At 57.1% G+C, this 14704-nt stretch carries 15 protein-coding genes and 2 pseudogenes; 3 read left to right on the forward strand and 14 right to left on the reverse strand.

The window, feature by feature from the left end; all coding sequences use genetic code 11:
* Positions 1–10: 10 nt before the first annotated feature.
* The 14 genes and pseudogenes from RVM27_RS07095 to phnC all read right to left on the reverse strand — a co-directional run.
* Positions 11–148, reverse strand: a pseudogene (locus RVM27_RS07095) (transposase); the annotation flags it as partial.
* A 379-nt stretch (positions 149–527) separates the two neighbouring features.
* Positions 528–1298 carry an MBL fold metallo-hydrolase gene (gene phnP / locus RVM27_RS07100; protein ID WP_498939906.1) on the reverse strand — a complete coding sequence of 257 codons (771 nt, stop codon included), beginning with the start codon at positions 1296–1298 and terminating at the stop codon, positions 528–530.
* Between the two features lie 32 nt (positions 1299–1330).
* Entirely contained in the window at positions 1331–1888 is a 558-nt protein-coding gene (phnN, locus tag RVM27_RS07105; RefSeq protein ID WP_498939904.1) for a ribose 1,5-bisphosphate phosphokinase PhnN, read from the reverse strand.
* Complete coding sequence (locus tag RVM27_RS07110; protein ID WP_498939903.1) at positions 1888–3036, reverse strand: alpha-D-ribose 1-methylphosphonate 5-triphosphate diphosphatase; 1149 nt, start codon at positions 3034–3036, stop codon at positions 1888–1890. The genes phnN and RVM27_RS07110 overlap by 1 nt, the downstream gene beginning before the upstream one ends.
* Positions 3033–3791: a phosphonate C-P lyase system protein PhnL gene (gene phnL / locus RVM27_RS07115; RefSeq protein ID WP_498957646.1), complete on the reverse strand. Its 759-nt coding sequence runs from the start codon at positions 3789–3791 to the stop codon at positions 3033–3035. Before phnL ends, RVM27_RS07110 begins: the two co-directional genes overlap by 4 nt.
* Before the next feature lie 40 nt (positions 3792–3831).
* Positions 3832–4680 carry a phosphonate C-P lyase system protein PhnK gene (gene phnK, locus RVM27_RS07120; protein WP_498957647.1) on the reverse strand — a complete coding sequence of 283 codons (849 nt, stop codon included), beginning with the start codon at positions 4678–4680 and terminating at the stop codon, positions 3832–3834.
* Positions 4677–5546: an alpha-D-ribose 1-methylphosphonate 5-phosphate C-P-lyase PhnJ gene (locus RVM27_RS07125; protein WP_498939897.1), complete on the reverse strand. Its 870-nt coding sequence runs from the start codon at positions 5544–5546 to the stop codon at positions 4677–4679. The genes phnK and RVM27_RS07125 overlap by 4 nt, the downstream gene beginning before the upstream one ends.
* Entirely contained in the window at positions 5543–6634 is a 1092-nt protein-coding gene (locus RVM27_RS07130; protein WP_498939895.1) for a carbon-phosphorus lyase complex subunit, read from the reverse strand. The genes RVM27_RS07125 and RVM27_RS07130 overlap by 4 nt, the downstream gene beginning before the upstream one ends.
* On the reverse strand, positions 6634–7353 hold the full coding sequence (gene phnH, locus RVM27_RS07135) for a phosphonate C-P lyase system protein PhnH (protein ID WP_498939893.1): 720 nt from the start codon (positions 7351–7353) through the stop codon (positions 6634–6636). Before phnH ends, RVM27_RS07130 begins: the two co-directional genes overlap by 1 nt.
* Before the next feature lie 2 nt (positions 7354–7355).
* The gene (gene phnG / locus RVM27_RS07140; protein WP_498957648.1) at positions 7356–7805 is read right to left on the reverse strand and encodes a phosphonate C-P lyase system protein PhnG; all 450 of its coding nucleotides are present in this window, start codon (positions 7803–7805) and stop codon (positions 7356–7358) included.
* A gap of 41 nt (positions 7806–7846) precedes the next feature.
* Positions 7847–8593 (reverse strand): GntR family transcriptional regulator, encoded by a 747-nt coding sequence (phnF, locus tag RVM27_RS07145; protein WP_498957649.1) that lies wholly within the window; start codon positions 8591–8593, stop codon positions 7847–7849.
* A gap of 35 nt (positions 8594–8628) precedes the next feature.
* The gene (gene phnE, locus RVM27_RS07150; protein ID WP_498939887.1) at positions 8629–9423 is read right to left on the reverse strand and encodes a PhnE/PtxC family ABC transporter permease; all 795 of its coding nucleotides are present in this window, start codon (positions 9421–9423) and stop codon (positions 8629–8631) included.
* Between the two features lie 67 nt (positions 9424–9490).
* Positions 9491–10510 (reverse strand): type 2 periplasmic-binding domain-containing protein, encoded by a 1020-nt coding sequence (gene phnD, locus RVM27_RS07155; RefSeq protein ID WP_498939886.1) that lies wholly within the window; start codon positions 10508–10510, stop codon positions 9491–9493.
* 62 nt (positions 10511–10572) lie between these two features.
* Positions 10573–11436, reverse strand: a complete 864-nt coding sequence (phnC, locus tag RVM27_RS07160; RefSeq protein ID WP_498939884.1) for a phosphonate ABC transporter ATP-binding protein — start codon at positions 11434–11436, stop codon at positions 10573–10575.
* A 585-nt stretch (positions 11437–12021) separates the two neighbouring features.
* Here phnC and tnpA point away from each other — a divergent pair.
* The 3 genes and pseudogenes from tnpA to tnpC form a co-directional block, all read left to right on the forward strand.
* The gene (tnpA, locus tag RVM27_RS07165) at positions 12022–12312 is read left to right on the forward strand and encodes an IS66 family insertion sequence element accessory protein TnpA (RefSeq protein WP_498957650.1); all 291 of its coding nucleotides are present in this window, start codon (positions 12022–12024) and stop codon (positions 12310–12312) included.
* 31 nt (positions 12313–12343) lie between these two features.
* Positions 12344–12652 carry an IS66 family insertion sequence element accessory protein TnpB gene (tnpB, locus tag RVM27_RS07170; RefSeq protein WP_498957651.1) on the forward strand — a complete coding sequence of 103 codons (309 nt, stop codon included), beginning with the start codon at positions 12344–12346 and terminating at the stop codon, positions 12650–12652.
* 28 nt (positions 12653–12680) lie between these two features.
* Positions 12681–14246 (forward strand): annotated as a pseudogene (tnpC, locus tag RVM27_RS07175) (IS66 family transposase); the annotation flags it as partial.
* Between the last annotated feature and the right edge of the window lie 458 nt (positions 14247–14704).

Below are 14704 nucleotides of genomic sequence, written 5' to 3' on the forward strand. Positions count from 1 at the left end.
GGAAGCACTAATAGACGGTCTTCCAGGGGCCTTAACGCTTCGGCAAATCGCGCCACTGTGCCCCGGAGCAGAGAATACATAAAATACGGCGATCATTACGGCGTGGACGTCCCATCGACTGCGGTGGAGAAACGATGTCCTTGATCATTAGCTAGCGCTGATCGGTAAGTTCGTAACGGCCTGCCATGACAGTCTCCTGCTCAACACACAGGGACAGCATAGCAATTATGACTTTTCAGACAGAACCTCGTACTAGCTGGACGATGCCAGAAACACGCTCATGGGGTTAGTGGGTCTTGAAATTCGGCCTGACAGCCGAAAACACAGCTGTTCGGTAATAAAGCCACCGGTAGTGGCTAAATAGTGATCGCGGAGACAATACACGGGCCCATTGACCGCTTCAGTTGCCCAGAAATGAACTGTTCAGCATTTCCTTAAAGATATTCTATATGGTCGGCCAGCATCAGAAATAATGGTATTCAAAATCAGTATTTGCACGTGACCCTACAGCAAGCTACCGCTCTCTTTTATGGCGACACCAACCACTCTTTAAGACTCTCTCCATCTCGGGCGATATGCACATTTGGGGGCAAACGCGACGGGCTTGCCAAACACTCGGCGTCTAGGTCATGGCCAATGTGAGTGAGATACGCCCGTGGGGGAGCGAGTCGGGTGATAATCTCCAGTGCCTGGGTAATAGTGTTGTGATTGGGCGGTGCCTGATAGGTGGCGGGGTAACAGGCATCTAATACCACCACGTCAGGCTTCCAACTGCGTAAAAAGCGTTCCGTTTCAGCTGGCAGACCGCAGGTGTCAGTGAGATACGCAAGCCTTGTTCCTCCGTCGTCAAGACAGTAGCCCAATGTTGGTTTCGAATGCTTAAGCGGTACGGGTGTCACCGTTAAGCTCTCGAATTTAATGGCTTTAAAAGGTTTGAGACCGGGCTGGAAATCCAGCACCCCAGAATTTTTGTACAAATCGGCGCAGCCATGGGCATCCTTAGGGCCATACACGGGGATCGATTCTCCGCTTCCCCATCGCAAATGGAAAAGCCCCTGAACATGGTCGGCATGATAATGCGTAATCAGAAAAGCCGACGGCCGTTCGATCTCGCAACTGTGCGCCAAGTCCATGCGCCCAGCGTCGAGTAAGTAGAGCTTGCCATCGACCCGTACCTCGGCCGAGCAAGGGCCACGCTGCAAGCTAGTAAACACTCTAGCCCGACTGCAGGCCTCACAGTCACATCCAAAGCGTGGCACCTGGGCGCTATCGCCGGTACCGCCAAAACGAAACTCCATCAATAGCTCTCCCGCTATGAAGTCCCAGGCCATCAGGCCTGAGCAGAACATCCCTTGATCACCGCTGTCAGTTCCGTAAGGCTGTCCGCAAGTCGCCCCCCATTATTGACTCGGGCGACGCCAGGAAAGGCGTCCATCAATTCACGCTCCATTTCCTGATGGCGCTTGAGTCGATGCTCAATCTCATCGATCGACTCTCTCCCACGTCCCATCAGCCGACGGCGCAACACTTCCGGGGGTGCAGTGATCACGACGGGCACCAGTGCATCACCGAAGCGTTCAAGCGCCATCGGCAACGCCCGGCGGCTACCGTTGAGCAGCACCGTAGTGCCTCTGCCGAGCCACGCTTCGACCTCTACGCCAACGCCGTACTTGAGCCCATGGGCCTGCCATGCAAGGCAAAGCATCCCCAACTCACTACGCACCGAGAACTCAGCATCGCTGAGCGCGACGCAATCCTCGGTGGCACTACTTTCCCGGGTGAGATAGCGGTGAGCTACCAGCCATTCTGGATGCGCACGGCGGGCAGCTTGCAGCAGGCAATCTTTACCGACGCCACTAGCCCCCATCAGGTAGATCAAGCGGCCCATTAGTGCACCTGCTTACCGGCACACCACACTCTCTGAACCAGAGGATGGCTATCGACTTCACGCACACGAATCAGGTCGGCACGCAACCCTTCGGCAATGCGCCCACGGTCACTCAAGCCCACCGCTTCGGCAGGTTTTCGTGAGGCAGAGGCGACGGCGCGAGGTAAGTCATAGCCATCCTCCATCTTGGTGATCAGGAAGACCGCATCGAGTAGCGCAGCGGGGTAGTAGTCCGAGGAAAGAATGTCGAGCACACCGAGCCGCACCAGTTCGCTGGCAGCAATGTTGCCCGAATGAGAACCTCCGCGTACCACATTAGGCGCGCCCATCATCACGGCCATGCCGTGGTGATGAGAAGCATGAGCGGCCTCCAAAGTGGTGGGGAATTCCGCCACTTGCGTGCCGTACTCAAGGCTTTCGGCCACGTGCTCTATCGTGGCGTCGTCATGACTGGCGAGCGCCAGACCACGCTCATGGCAGGCCTGAGCAATCGCTTTACGGTAGGCACTTGAGTATTGAGCACTAAAGCCCTGCTGGCGCTCGATGAACGCGTCAAGGCTAGCGTCATCGAAACCGTGTTTGCCCTTGTAGTACACCCGGTATGCGTCAAGGCTGGCGAACTGGCGCTGCCCTGGCGAGTGGTCCATCAACGATACCAACCCAAGCCCAGGTGTATCCGCAAGGGACTGAAAGCGTGCCAGCGTATCCGGGTGGCAAACTTCACAACGTAGATGCAAACGGTGGTCTACCCGCGCCATGCCGCTGCGGTTGATGTTAGCTAGCGCTTCCACCATTTGATATAGCGCCTCTTGGCGCATGCTTTGGTCATCCACATCGCCGATGGAGACAGCATCAAACACCGTAGTAATACCACTTGCTGCCATCTGGGCATCGTGGGCCAAGGCAGCCGAGCGCGATGGCCACGATACCTTGGGTCGCGGCTGAAAATACTTCTCCATGTTATCGGTATGCAGTTCTATCAGACCAGGGATCAGCAAGTCGCCTTCGCAGTCGATGGCGCTGGGCAGCGTGGTGGTACCCTGCTCGATGGCCTTGATGCGCCCTGCCTGAATCACCAAGCTGCCATGAACGATATCGTCATCTAGCACTAAGCGGGCGTTGGTCAGAACCTGTTCATTAGCTCTCATCGTGGTGACTCCTGGTCATCATTGTTCACAGCGGTTGAGGCGTCCCCCGCTCTCAACATATGCTCTTCCAGTGGCAGTTGGCGGTCAGCGACACGTTCACGCACATCCTCATCATGGAAAATTCCCAGCATCGCCGTACCGCGCGCTTTGGCCTCCTGAATGAGTTCAACCACCACATCGCGGTTGGCGCTATCCAGCGAGGCGGTAGGCTCATCCAATAACAGCAACGGGTGCTCGGCGATAAAGCCCCGAGCGATATTCACACGCTGCTGTTCACCGCCGGAGAACGTCCCCGGTGCTAGATCCCATAGCCGCTTAGGAAGGTTGAGCCTTGCCAGCAGTGCCTCGGCTCGGCGACACGCTCCGTCCAGTGCAACGCCTTGCGATAGCAGTGGTTCCATCACCACCTGCCGCGCAGAGACCCTGGGCACCACACGTAGAAACTGACTGACGTAGCCGATCACGTCGCGCCGAAGCACGTGCCAGGCCTGGGCGGGCAGGTCGGAGAGTTCCAGCTCTCCGTCATCAAAGTGCAGCGTCAACCGACCCGCGGAAACACGATAGTTGCCATTCACCATTTTGAGCAGCGTGCTTTTACCGATACCACTGCGCCCGGCCAGCACAAGGCATTCACCGGGCATCAAGCTCAGCTCGAGACCGCGCATCACATCTAACTGCTGGCCACTCTGTGCGTGTAGCACGAAGGACTTGTCGAGCGCCGACGCGCTCAGAAAAGGTTGCCTTATCGCCGTCATAGCAGGCTCCTGAACATGAGATCCTGAACATCAGTGCGGCTCATGGTGTTAACACCGATGAGACGAGTAGTTGGGTATAGTCGTGCTGCGGGTCGTCGAGAATCTGGTCGGTCAGACCGGTCTCCACCACCCGACCTTGCCGCATGACCATTAGTCGGTGGGCCAGCAGGCGGGCAACGGCTAAATCATGAGTCACCAGAATCACCGATAACCCAAGCTGCCGGGTCAAGGTGCGGAGCATGTCGAGAAGACGCGCTTGTACCGACACGTCGAGCCCGCCGGTGGGCTCATCCATGAATACCAAGCGTGGCTCGGTCACCAAGGTGCGTGCGATCTGCAAGCGCTGCTGCATCCCGCCAGAGAAGGTACGTGGCGCATCATCGATACGTCGTGGGTCCAGTTCCACACGGCCCATCCAGTCCTGGCTTGCGGCGCGTAAATTGCCATAGTGGCGTTGCCCCAACGCCATCAGGCGTTCGCTGACATTGGCACCGGCGGAGACACCAAGGCGCAGACCATCGCGGGGGTTTTGATGCACTAGCCCCCACTCCATTCGCAGTAGCGCGCGGCGGCGTGCCTCGCTAATGGCGTAGAGATCAAGTGCCCCTTCGGCTCCGCATAGCCCTGTGTGAGCAGGCTCTGTGCCAGTAAGCTCAGAAAAAGATGGCTCAGAACGGTGATAAATCACTTGGCCGTTGTCCGGTTTTTCAAGCCCTGAAAGCACTCTCAGCAAGGTCGACTTGCCCGAGCCGGACTCACCGACAATACCGAGCACTTCACCCTGGTGCAGTGTGAAATCAATCTCTTCGCACCCCTGTTTGGGGCCGTATAGACGAGTGATATTGCGTGCTTCAAGCAGTGCCGGGCGTATTAGCTGTGGGCGTTTCATGCCACCTCCCCGCGACATTGCTGGCAGTAATCCGTGTCTGAGCAGACAAACATCCGCCCGCCTTGGTCATCGGTAATGACCTCATCTAGGTAGCTGTCCGAAGCTCCACACAACGCGCATGCCTCATCCCACGACTGGATCTCGAACGGGTGATCCTCGAAATCGAGACTCTTGACCTGGGTATAGGGAGGAATCGCGTAAAGGCGCTTCTCACGCCCAGCGCCAAACAGCATAAGCGCCTCATTCATATCGAGTTTAGGGTTATCGAACTTGGGAATGGGCGAGGGATCCATCACATAGCGTTCATCCACCTTCACCGGATAGGCATAGGTAGTGGCGATATGGCCATGGCGAGCAATATCTTCGTAGAGCTTCACGTGCATCACGCCGTACTCTTCGAGAGCGTGCATCACCCGAGTTTCCTCTTCGCTCGGTTCGATAAATCTCAATGGCTCAGGAATGGGCACCTGGAACACCAGGATCTGGTGTCGAGAAAGGGGACGCTCCGGGATTCTATGGCGCGTCTGGATAACGCTAGCCGCCGCTGTGCTGGTGGTGGTTTCAACCCCCGCCACACGCTCGAAAAATGTGCGAATGCTGACGGCGTTAGTCGTGTCATCGGCGCCTTGATCGATCACTTTAAGTACATCGTCAGCGCCGAGGATACTGGCGGTAAGCTGCATCCCGCCGGTGCCCCAACCATAGGGCATCGGCATTTCGCGACCACCGAAAGGCACCTGATAGCCGGGAATCGCCACAGCCTTTAGCAGTGCGCGGCGAATCATACGTTTGGTCTGTTCGTCCAAGTAGGCAAAGTTATAGCCGCTGTAAGCTAGACCACCTTGGTCATCAACGCTGAGAGTCATACGGGGCGCTCCTGCTCTGAGGGTTCGCGGAGGTCGTGCTCCCGGCGTAGGCGGCGCAACAGCTCTAGCTCCGACTGAAAATCGACGTAGTGCGGTAACTTCAAGTGAGAAACAAAGCCCGAGGCCTCGACGTTATCGGCATGGGCAAGCACGAACTCGGCTTGCTGGGCGGGCCCTTGTACCGGTTCGCCAAGCTCTTCAGCGCGCAAGGAGCGGTCGATCAACGCCATCGCCATGGTTTTGCGCTCATTGCGACCAAAGGCCAAACCGTAGCCGCGGGTAAACTGTGGCGACTTTTCGCGGCTGCCGCCGAACTGGTTGATCATCTGGCATTCGCTGATCATGACCTCACCGATACAGAGAGGAGCATCGAAGCCTTCCACTTCGATTTCCACCTCAACGGTGCCCTGACGAATCTCGCCAGCAAAGGGGTGGTTGCGGCCATAGCCACGCTGAGTCGAGTAGCCCAGCGCCAGCAAGTAACCCTCATCGCCTCGCGCTAGCATTTGTAAACGCGTGGCTCGGTCAACGGGGAAATCGGGGGGATCCCTGGTGATGTCGTAGGGTTCGGCGCCATCGTCCAGCTCTTTTTCAATCAATCCTTCGGCATCGAGCGAATCCAGGATCTGGGGGCAAGCCTCAAGCCCTGCCTGGGCTCTTTCCGGATCAGGAATCTCCCCTTCGGCCAGCAGCATGAAATCCAGCAGTCGATGGGTGTAGTCATAGGTTGGCCCCAGCACCTGCCCGCCAGGCACATCCTTGAAGGCGGCACTGATACGCCGCTCGACATGCATGGCCTCTGTTTTGAGCGGCACGCTGTCGGCCAGCCGGGGTAACGTGGTTCGATAGGCACGCAGCAGAAACACTGCTTCGGTTAGGTCACCGCTGGCTTGCTTCAACGCCAACGCGGCAAGCTCAACGTCCATCAGTGAGGCCTCTGCCATGACGCGATCCACCGCAAGCCCCAACTGGTCACGAATCTGTTCGGTCTGCAGTTCAGGCTGGTGTCGGTCGCCTCGACGGCGGTCCGCCATCCAGCGGTGGGCGTTCGCAATGGCCTGCTCGCCTCCTTTAACGGCAACGTACATCAGACGCGCTCCTTGGCTGGATGAGTAAGGGGAGTGGGTGATGCACCCTCCAACGGCTTCTGGATACGAGTGCTACGGGGAATGGCCGTTAGGGAAGATCCCGAGGTAAGAATCGTGTCGAGACCCAGTGGAAAGCTTGCGCGGTTGAGCGCTAGGCGGTGCATTAGCGCCTCGGCCGTGTCATCGAGTTCAAGCACTCGCTGGTTTAAAATGCCGGGTCCGCTTAATTGCCAACATGTCTTGCCGCGGCGGCTGGCATCACTACGCCCTTCCGCCAAGGACTCCAGCACCACGATGAGCGTGGTACTCCGGTCAGGGTAGATATCGCTGCCTTCAGAAAAGCGCGGCATTGCCTGACAGGTCGATGGCACCACAAGCGCAAAATCAGCCTCTTCCGCGCGACTCACAATGCGTGCCCCGGTATGGAAAGCGACCGCCTCAGCTAAACCATCACGGTTTAGCTCGTCAGCAATCCATACCCGTGTATCCAGGTCACACAGTACCAGTAGCACTGCCCAGGCAGCGGGCGACATCGCAACGTTTTGCGGTAGCGGTGCCAGGTCCACCTCAGCAAAGGTGCCAGGTTCGGCCATACTGCTTAATACTTGTCGGAACAGCTGCTGGCTGTGGTGAACCGCTTCCTTCAATGCTGGCCATTGATGCGGCTTGGGCACATGAGGTGATTGTTCCGACGAGAGCTCCATCGTGATGTCGTGCATATCTACTCCCCTCGCACCATTGTGAAAAAATCGACCCGCGTTGCCGCAGCAAGCTGGGAGCGCTCAGCGCGTTCGTCCGCTAGCGCCTGAGTCAGTGGCTCAATCAGCTCCGCATCGATGCGTCGCGCCCAGTGCGCTTTGTGGGCGCAAGCGTCGATCAAGGCGATTAACTCCGCGTGTTCACGGCTCCGCCCCGCGACCCACCCATGGCCGATGTCGCCACCATCGGGCGCGTTTTCATCGAGCACCACGCTGACACGGGTCAGGGTCATCTCGCCCAGGTTAAAAGCATTGCCCGTCCCGCCTATACGGCCACGCACCATGACCATCCCGGTTTCAGGCCCGCGTACGCAGCGATGAGTCGCCTTGATACCAAGCTTCAGCCAGCCTTCATTGAGGCGCTCTAAAGGTGTCAGCGCGAGAATGCGGTGACGCTGTTCAGGAGTCATCATTGTTCCTCGTCGTTGTCAGATCGGTGAAGGCCGACCCTGAGTTAGCGCTCATTCGGAAAATCGAAGTGGTAGGCGACACGGTCGGCCCGGGCGCGACTGACGGAAATTTCCACCAGGCGCCGTGATTCATCGACGTTGTCGCTGGTCAGAATCAATAGCGGCGCAAGCTGAGGGCACTGCAGTAAGCGGCTATCGTCACGGTCCGCCTGAACTGCCTCCAGGCGCACTTCGGCGCGGGTGAGTCGCAGGCCATAGTGCTGGTCAAGCACTGCGCGGGTAGAGCCACCGCGATAACGCTCACACCAGTCGGGTACGCGCGTGGCATCGAACCAATGACGCAAATGAAGCAGCGGAGCACCATCCACAAGCCGCAGCGTATCCACGCATAACAGACACTTACCCTCAGCCAGTTCAAAGCGCTGAGCGATAGCTTCTGGCGGTCGCAAAAGCCCTTGATCTAAACAGCGTGTTTCGGTGTTAAGCCCCAATTCCGCCAGGTTGTGGGTGACCTTGCTACCGGCGCTCACCATATAGTCCAATCGCCGGTCTACCACTTGCGTGCCCCACCCTTGGTGGCGAGTCACCATGCCGGCCGCGACCAGTTCATCCAGCGCCCGGCGAACCGTATGGCGATTTACCTCAAAGCGTTTGGCCAATGCCTGTTCGCTGGGTAGCTGGTCACCGGCGCTATGGTCGCTGCGAATTTCCTGGGCCAGAATCGTGGCCAATTGGCGATAGCGCGGCTCGCTCGCTTCCTGATGGTGGCGCTGTATCAGTTGTCTAGACATTTATACTCCTGCCAAATAGACGCTGGGTTGCCAAGCTAAATGAAGCGCTTGCGTAAACGCTGGGAGGCCACATCAAGCAACGTGACGGCGACAATGATGACCAGCATGATGGTGGCGGTTTCAGCGAACTGAAATCCGCGCATGGTTTCCCACAGCGCCACCCCAATGCCGCCGCCACCCACCATGCCGAGTACGGTGGCAGAACGAATATTCGACTCGAAGCGGTAAAGGCTGACCGATATCCATAGCGGCAGTACCTGAGGGATCAGTCCAAACGTGATCTCCTCGATACGCCCTGCTCCTGTCACGCGAATCCCTTCCATTGGGCCCGCATCGCTGGCTTCCACTGCTTCTGAAAACAGCTTCGCCAGCACACCCGTTGTGTGTACAAACAGTGCCAGCGTGCCGGCAAAAGGCCCCAGCCCCACAGCCACCACGAACAGCATGGCAAAGACCAGTTCATTGATGGCACGGCACGCGTCCATGAGGCGACGCATCGGTTGGTAAACCCACCAGGGCACCAAGTTTTCGGAAGAGAGCAGGCTGCAGGGCACCGCAACAATGATGGCCAGCAATGTGCCCCAAATAGCGATTTGGATCGTTATCAACATTTGATTGATGTAATGACCCAGATTGCCGAACGCGGGGGGAAAGAAATCCCCAGCCAATGTGGCCATGTTGTCAGCATTCGTCACCAGCAAGCTGGGGCGCATTTCGGCACCCTGCCAGGACCAGGCCAGCACACCCAGTAACACACCCCAGGCGATTAGCGAAAACCAGCTGCGTCGGCGCTGCAGCGGTGCTGTCATTTGAGAAGCGTGAGTATTCATGGTCTCTCCGGGCTGGGGGATCGGCCAGCGATCCCCCGCCGTGGATAATCAATTAGGTGCTTGAGCGTTATTCGGCGTTGGCCACAGAGGGAGCGTCCGATTCAGCCTCTTCCATTTCCTTGAGGCGTTGATTGAGCGCATCCAGCTGTTCATCTAACGCCGCTAGCTGCGCTTCACGATCAGTGTCAGAGAGACTCTGGTCATTGGCGATATCAGCACGCTGACTAAACAACGCAAGTTGACGAACCGGTAAGAGGCTATCGTTGCTGGAAGGAGCAAAATGACTCCACTGCAGTGGGGCTAAAATCTCCTTCTGTTCTTCGCTTTCGCCATAATTGAAGAAGAAGTCGCGCAAGTTCTCTTTGGTCTCCTCGGGCAGGTTGCTGCGCCATACGAGGGGATCAGAAGGGATCAGCGGAGATGTCCACACCACGCGAAGTTGTTCCGCTTTATCAGGTGCGGTGATCTCCAGGCGCGCCATACTCTCGGTATTGAAGGTCGCCACATCGACCTGTCGGTTGGCGACCGAAAGCGCGTTCGTTTCATGGTTGGAGTTCAAGGTGCGCTTAAAGGCAGAAGAAGCATCCACGTCATTCTGGGCAAACACGTAGTAACCGGGCACCAAGTAACCAGACGTTGAATTGGGATCGCCGTTACCAAAGACGAGATCAGATGCGTTAGCCAATACGTCTTCGATGCTGTGCAGGTCGCTATCCTCATGCACAATCATCAAGCTCCAATACCCTGGCTCACCACTCTCAGGGATCGTCTGGGCAAACACCTCGCCACCCGCACGATCGACGGCTTCCATCGCCGATTTGTTGCCGTACCAGGCGAGATCGATCTGATCGAAGCGCATTGCCTGAATCACCGCGGCGTAATCGGTCGCAAAGAAGGGCTCAACTTCTACCCCAAGGCTCTGTGACATATCATCCAGAAACGGCTGCCACATAGGTTGCTGGTTCTGGCTCGATTCGGTAGAAATAATGCCAAACTTGAGCGTTTCGGCGGCGAACAGCTGAGCGCTAGCCACCAGACCAATTCCCGCCATCAGCGGCAGAACCAAACGGCGATATTTAAACGTCATGGGTGTCTCTCCAGAGTAATAGGGTTATCAATGGCAAGTTTCATACGTGATCGGCACAGGTATCAGCCCAGCACCGGCGTTACGACGGTATGTGGCCTTCTATCTCTGCGATCACTGGACAGCGCTTCGCCGTTTGAGGCTTCGCTTGCGCGGAGCTCATCAAGATCGGCATTTTCGTAAAGCGCTTGTAGGCGTTCATCGGTGAGTTCGTTAATGGGGCCATCGAAGTACAAGCGGCCATCCTTGAGCGCAACGGCACGGTGGCAATAGCGACGCGCTACATCGACCTGGTGCAGGGTGACGACGACAGTGCGGCCATCTTCAGCGTGGATGCGGCTGAGAATTTCCATGACCTCGCGGGCACTACGCGGGTCGAGAGAAGCAATGGGTTCATCCGCCAGGATCAGTTCGGCGTCCTGCATGAGTACCCGGGCAATGGCTACCCGCTGCATTTGTCCACCCGAAAGCGTATTGGCGCGCTGGTCAATGAGCTCTTCCAGCCCTACTCGGGCTAAGCAAGCACGCGCACGCTGGCGCTCCTGCTCGGTAAAGCGGCCAAAGAGAGCTCTTAGCCGCGACATGCTACCCAACTGCCCAACCAACACATTGGTCAGTACGCTGAGACGCCCTACCAAATTGAACTGCTGAAAGATATAACCGGTGCGGCAGCGCTCGATGCGAGCGGCTCTGCGCAAATGCCCGCTCGCCTGCACTTCACGACCCATCAGCGACACACGGCCACCCTGATGACGGTTTCCGCAGGTCAGACCGACCAAATGGCGTAGTAACGTGGACTTGCCTGAGCCGGATGGCCCAATCAGCGCAACCATCTCGCCTTTTGCAACGCGAAAGCTGACGTCGTTTAGCACCTGACGGTGTCCAAACGACTTGTTTAAGCCTTCAGCGTTAATAGTAGGAATAGACATGACGCTTCTCCTTTAGGAATAGCGCCATTCTGGTGGAAGCAGATGAACACCAGTTGTCTAGACAATGTCATTTTGATGATAATTTCAGCTCCGTTATAGCCTCCTCTATGCAGTGCCAACGGTGTCGCTCACCCAATATCAAGGACTTACCTTTTAATGACATACGATTGAAACGTGTATGTCACCCGGTCGTCATAGTGTTAACCGCCCCCCTCTCCGGCCACCCCGCTTGGCGTTATCCACATATAGCTCCTACGTTGTTTAAAGGCTGGTTTTAAAGACTAGTTTTAAGGTCTGGCTTTAAAGACAGGGTTACAACAATTCAGGGATACGTAACGATGGATGCACTTGCGCGAAAGCTGGGCCACCAAATGGATCCCACCATATTTTTCACATCGGCAGAGATCATGATCCTTTTTCTAGTGACGCTACCGATTGCGCTAGGCCCCATAGGAGAAGCCTTTGGCGCAGGCCGGGAATGGATCGATAGCTGAATTGCCGTAAGCGTTCATTCCACGACGTTCTGCCAACCTGCTGAAAATCGCCCTACAGTAACCTCGCACTTTCCAACACGAGGTTATCCCCATGAGAAAGCACCGCACACCCGAACAGTGGCAGACCCTGGTTGATCAGCAGCGTGACTGTGGTCTGTCAGCTTCGAAGTTTTGCAAACAAGAGAACATTGGTTACGCCAGTTTCTGCAACTGGCGCAAGCGTCTGTCCGATCCGTCGACCCATGATTCGGCAGGGTCCAGTGAAGCCAGTTTTCTGGATTTGTCGTCACTGATGGGCTCGTCGCACTCCTCCGGCCCAGGCTGGCACATTGTGCTCAGCCTGGGTAATGGCGTTGAACTCCGGCTGAGCCAGCACGGATGATCGGGCTCGATAGCCAGGCCCGCATCTGGCTGTGCACCGAGCCTACCGACATGCGCAAATCGTTCAGGGCCTGAGTGCCCTGGTCCGGAATCAGTTGAAGCACGACCCGCTCAGCGGTCAGTATTTCGTCTTCGTCAATCGGCGCAAGACCCAGATGAAGATGTTGTACTTTACCGCCACCGGATATTGCCTGTGGGCCAAGCGCCTGGAGCAGGGCCAGTTCCGGGTGCCGTTATCCGCCTCCGGTCAACGCCCCCTGACATTGACGGATCTGCAACTGCTGATCGATGGCATCGAGGTGCAGAAATACCGCCAGTTCAAGCGTTTTCGAGGGGTATAGAAGACGGACTTCCGGTATAATATCGGCGATGAATTCAACGGCTTCCACTACCTCTTCCAACACGCCTTCTTACTCGGCCCTGGCCGAGGAGAATGCATTGCTGCGTGAACAACTTCAGGTCATGCAGCGGCAGTTGGACTGGTTCAAGAAGCAGCTGTTCGGCCCCAAGTCCGAGAAGCAGGTGTTTGACCTGCCTGGGCAGGATAGCCTGTTCGCGTCGGATGACGCCCCGGTTCCGGCGCAGCCGCCGAAAAATGAGAAGCGCACGGTTAAAGCCTATCAGCGCGGCACTGGCAAGAAACAGCGGGATGACGACTGCCTGAACGACACCGGCCTGCGCTTTACTGCCGATGTGCCGGTAGAAGTGGTTGAGCACCTGCCGCCAGAGCTGACCGGCCCGGAGGCCGATCAGTACGAAGTGATTGGCAGCAAGACTACCTTCCGGCTGGCCCAGCGGGCCTCCAGTTATGTGGTGCTCAAGTGCGAACGCCCGGTGTTCCGGCGTAAGGGCAGCGACAAGCCCATTACCACACCAGCCCCGTTCAACGTACTGGATAACAGCCTGGCCGATGTCAGCCTGCTGGCCGGGCTGCTGGTCGACAAGTTCCAGTTCCACTTGCCGCTGTATCGTCAGCACCAACGCATCCGGCAAGCCGGTATCACCGTCAGTCGCAGCACCCTGACCAACCTGGTCAAGCGTGCCATCGATCTGCTGCGACCCATCGTGGATGCCCAGACCGACAACGTGTTGCGCAGCCGGGTGCTGGCGATGGATGAAACGCCCATCAAGGCCGGCCACCAGGGGCGCGCAGGCCCGCAAAAGGGCAAGATGAAAACTGGCTGGTTCTGGCCGTTATACGGCGATGCCGACGAGGTGGTGTTCACCTACTCGAACAGCCGTGGTCGCGCCCACATTGAGCAGGTACTCAGCGAATCGTTCAGCGGCACCCTGATCAGTGACGGCTATGCGGCCTATGCCCGTTATGCCGCGGCCCAGGAGAACGTCACCCATGCCCAATGTTGGGTGCATGGTCGCCGCTATTTTATCGAAGCACAGAAAGATCATCCTGAGACCGTCACCGAGGCCCTGCAACGGATCGCGATGCTGTATCGGAATGAAGAGGCCATCAAAGCTCAGGGGCTAACTGGCGAGAAGAAACGCCAGTACCGGTTGGATCACTCGAAGCCGGTGGTCAGCGACTTCTTCCAGTGGTGCCGGGATCAGTTGGAGCGAGGCGGTCTGTTGCCCAGCGACCCGCTGACCAGGGCCCTGAACTACGTGCTCAGCCGGGAAGCGAGCCTGACCGTGTTCCTGGAAAACCCGGACGTGCAGCCAGACACCAACCACCTGGAACGGGCTTTGCGGCCCATTCCCATGGGCAAGAAAAACTGGATGTTCTGCTGGACTGAACTGGGTGCGGAACACCTGGGTATCATCCAGAGCCTGATCAGCACCTGCAAGCTGCACGATATTACCCCGTACACATATCTGGTGGACGTGCTGCAACGCATCAGCCAGCACCCGGCCCTTGAAGTCAGCGACCTGACGCCCCGACTCTGGAAAATCCGGTTCGCCGAGAACCCGTTACGGGCGCTGATCGATCCACGTCATCCTGCTCGCCAGAACCCACAGCCGGGGTCACCGTTCATGCGCATTGAAGACATGAGCATCGACCAGTTGCTGGAACTGAACCAGTATATCTGCCAGCGCATTGATGAACTGCAAGAACAGGAAACCCTGCAAGCCTTGAGTCGGTTGCGGGTTGGTCTGAAAGTGACCTTCGAGGGCCGGGAAGGCCCGGTATTGGGAATCGTCACCAAGATCAACCGCAAGAGTGTGATCGTGCTGGGCGAGGATGGCAGGAAGCAATACAAGGTCTCGCCGGAGTTATTAAGGCCCCTCCGTGACGTGAAGTAGGTCAACTACGTCTTGGAATGAACGCTTACTTACATGCAGAATTTCTTGGATCATTATGGGTGCCATGCTGAGAAAAAAAGAGGAGCATTATTCATCAACTTCTGACTTCTGTCCTCTACTGGCCACTGTTTTTT

Source organism: Halomonas sp. KM007 (assembly GCF_050709225.1).
GTDB classification, from domain to species: domain Bacteria; phylum Pseudomonadota; class Gammaproteobacteria; order Pseudomonadales; family Halomonadaceae; genus Vreelandella; species Vreelandella hamiltonii.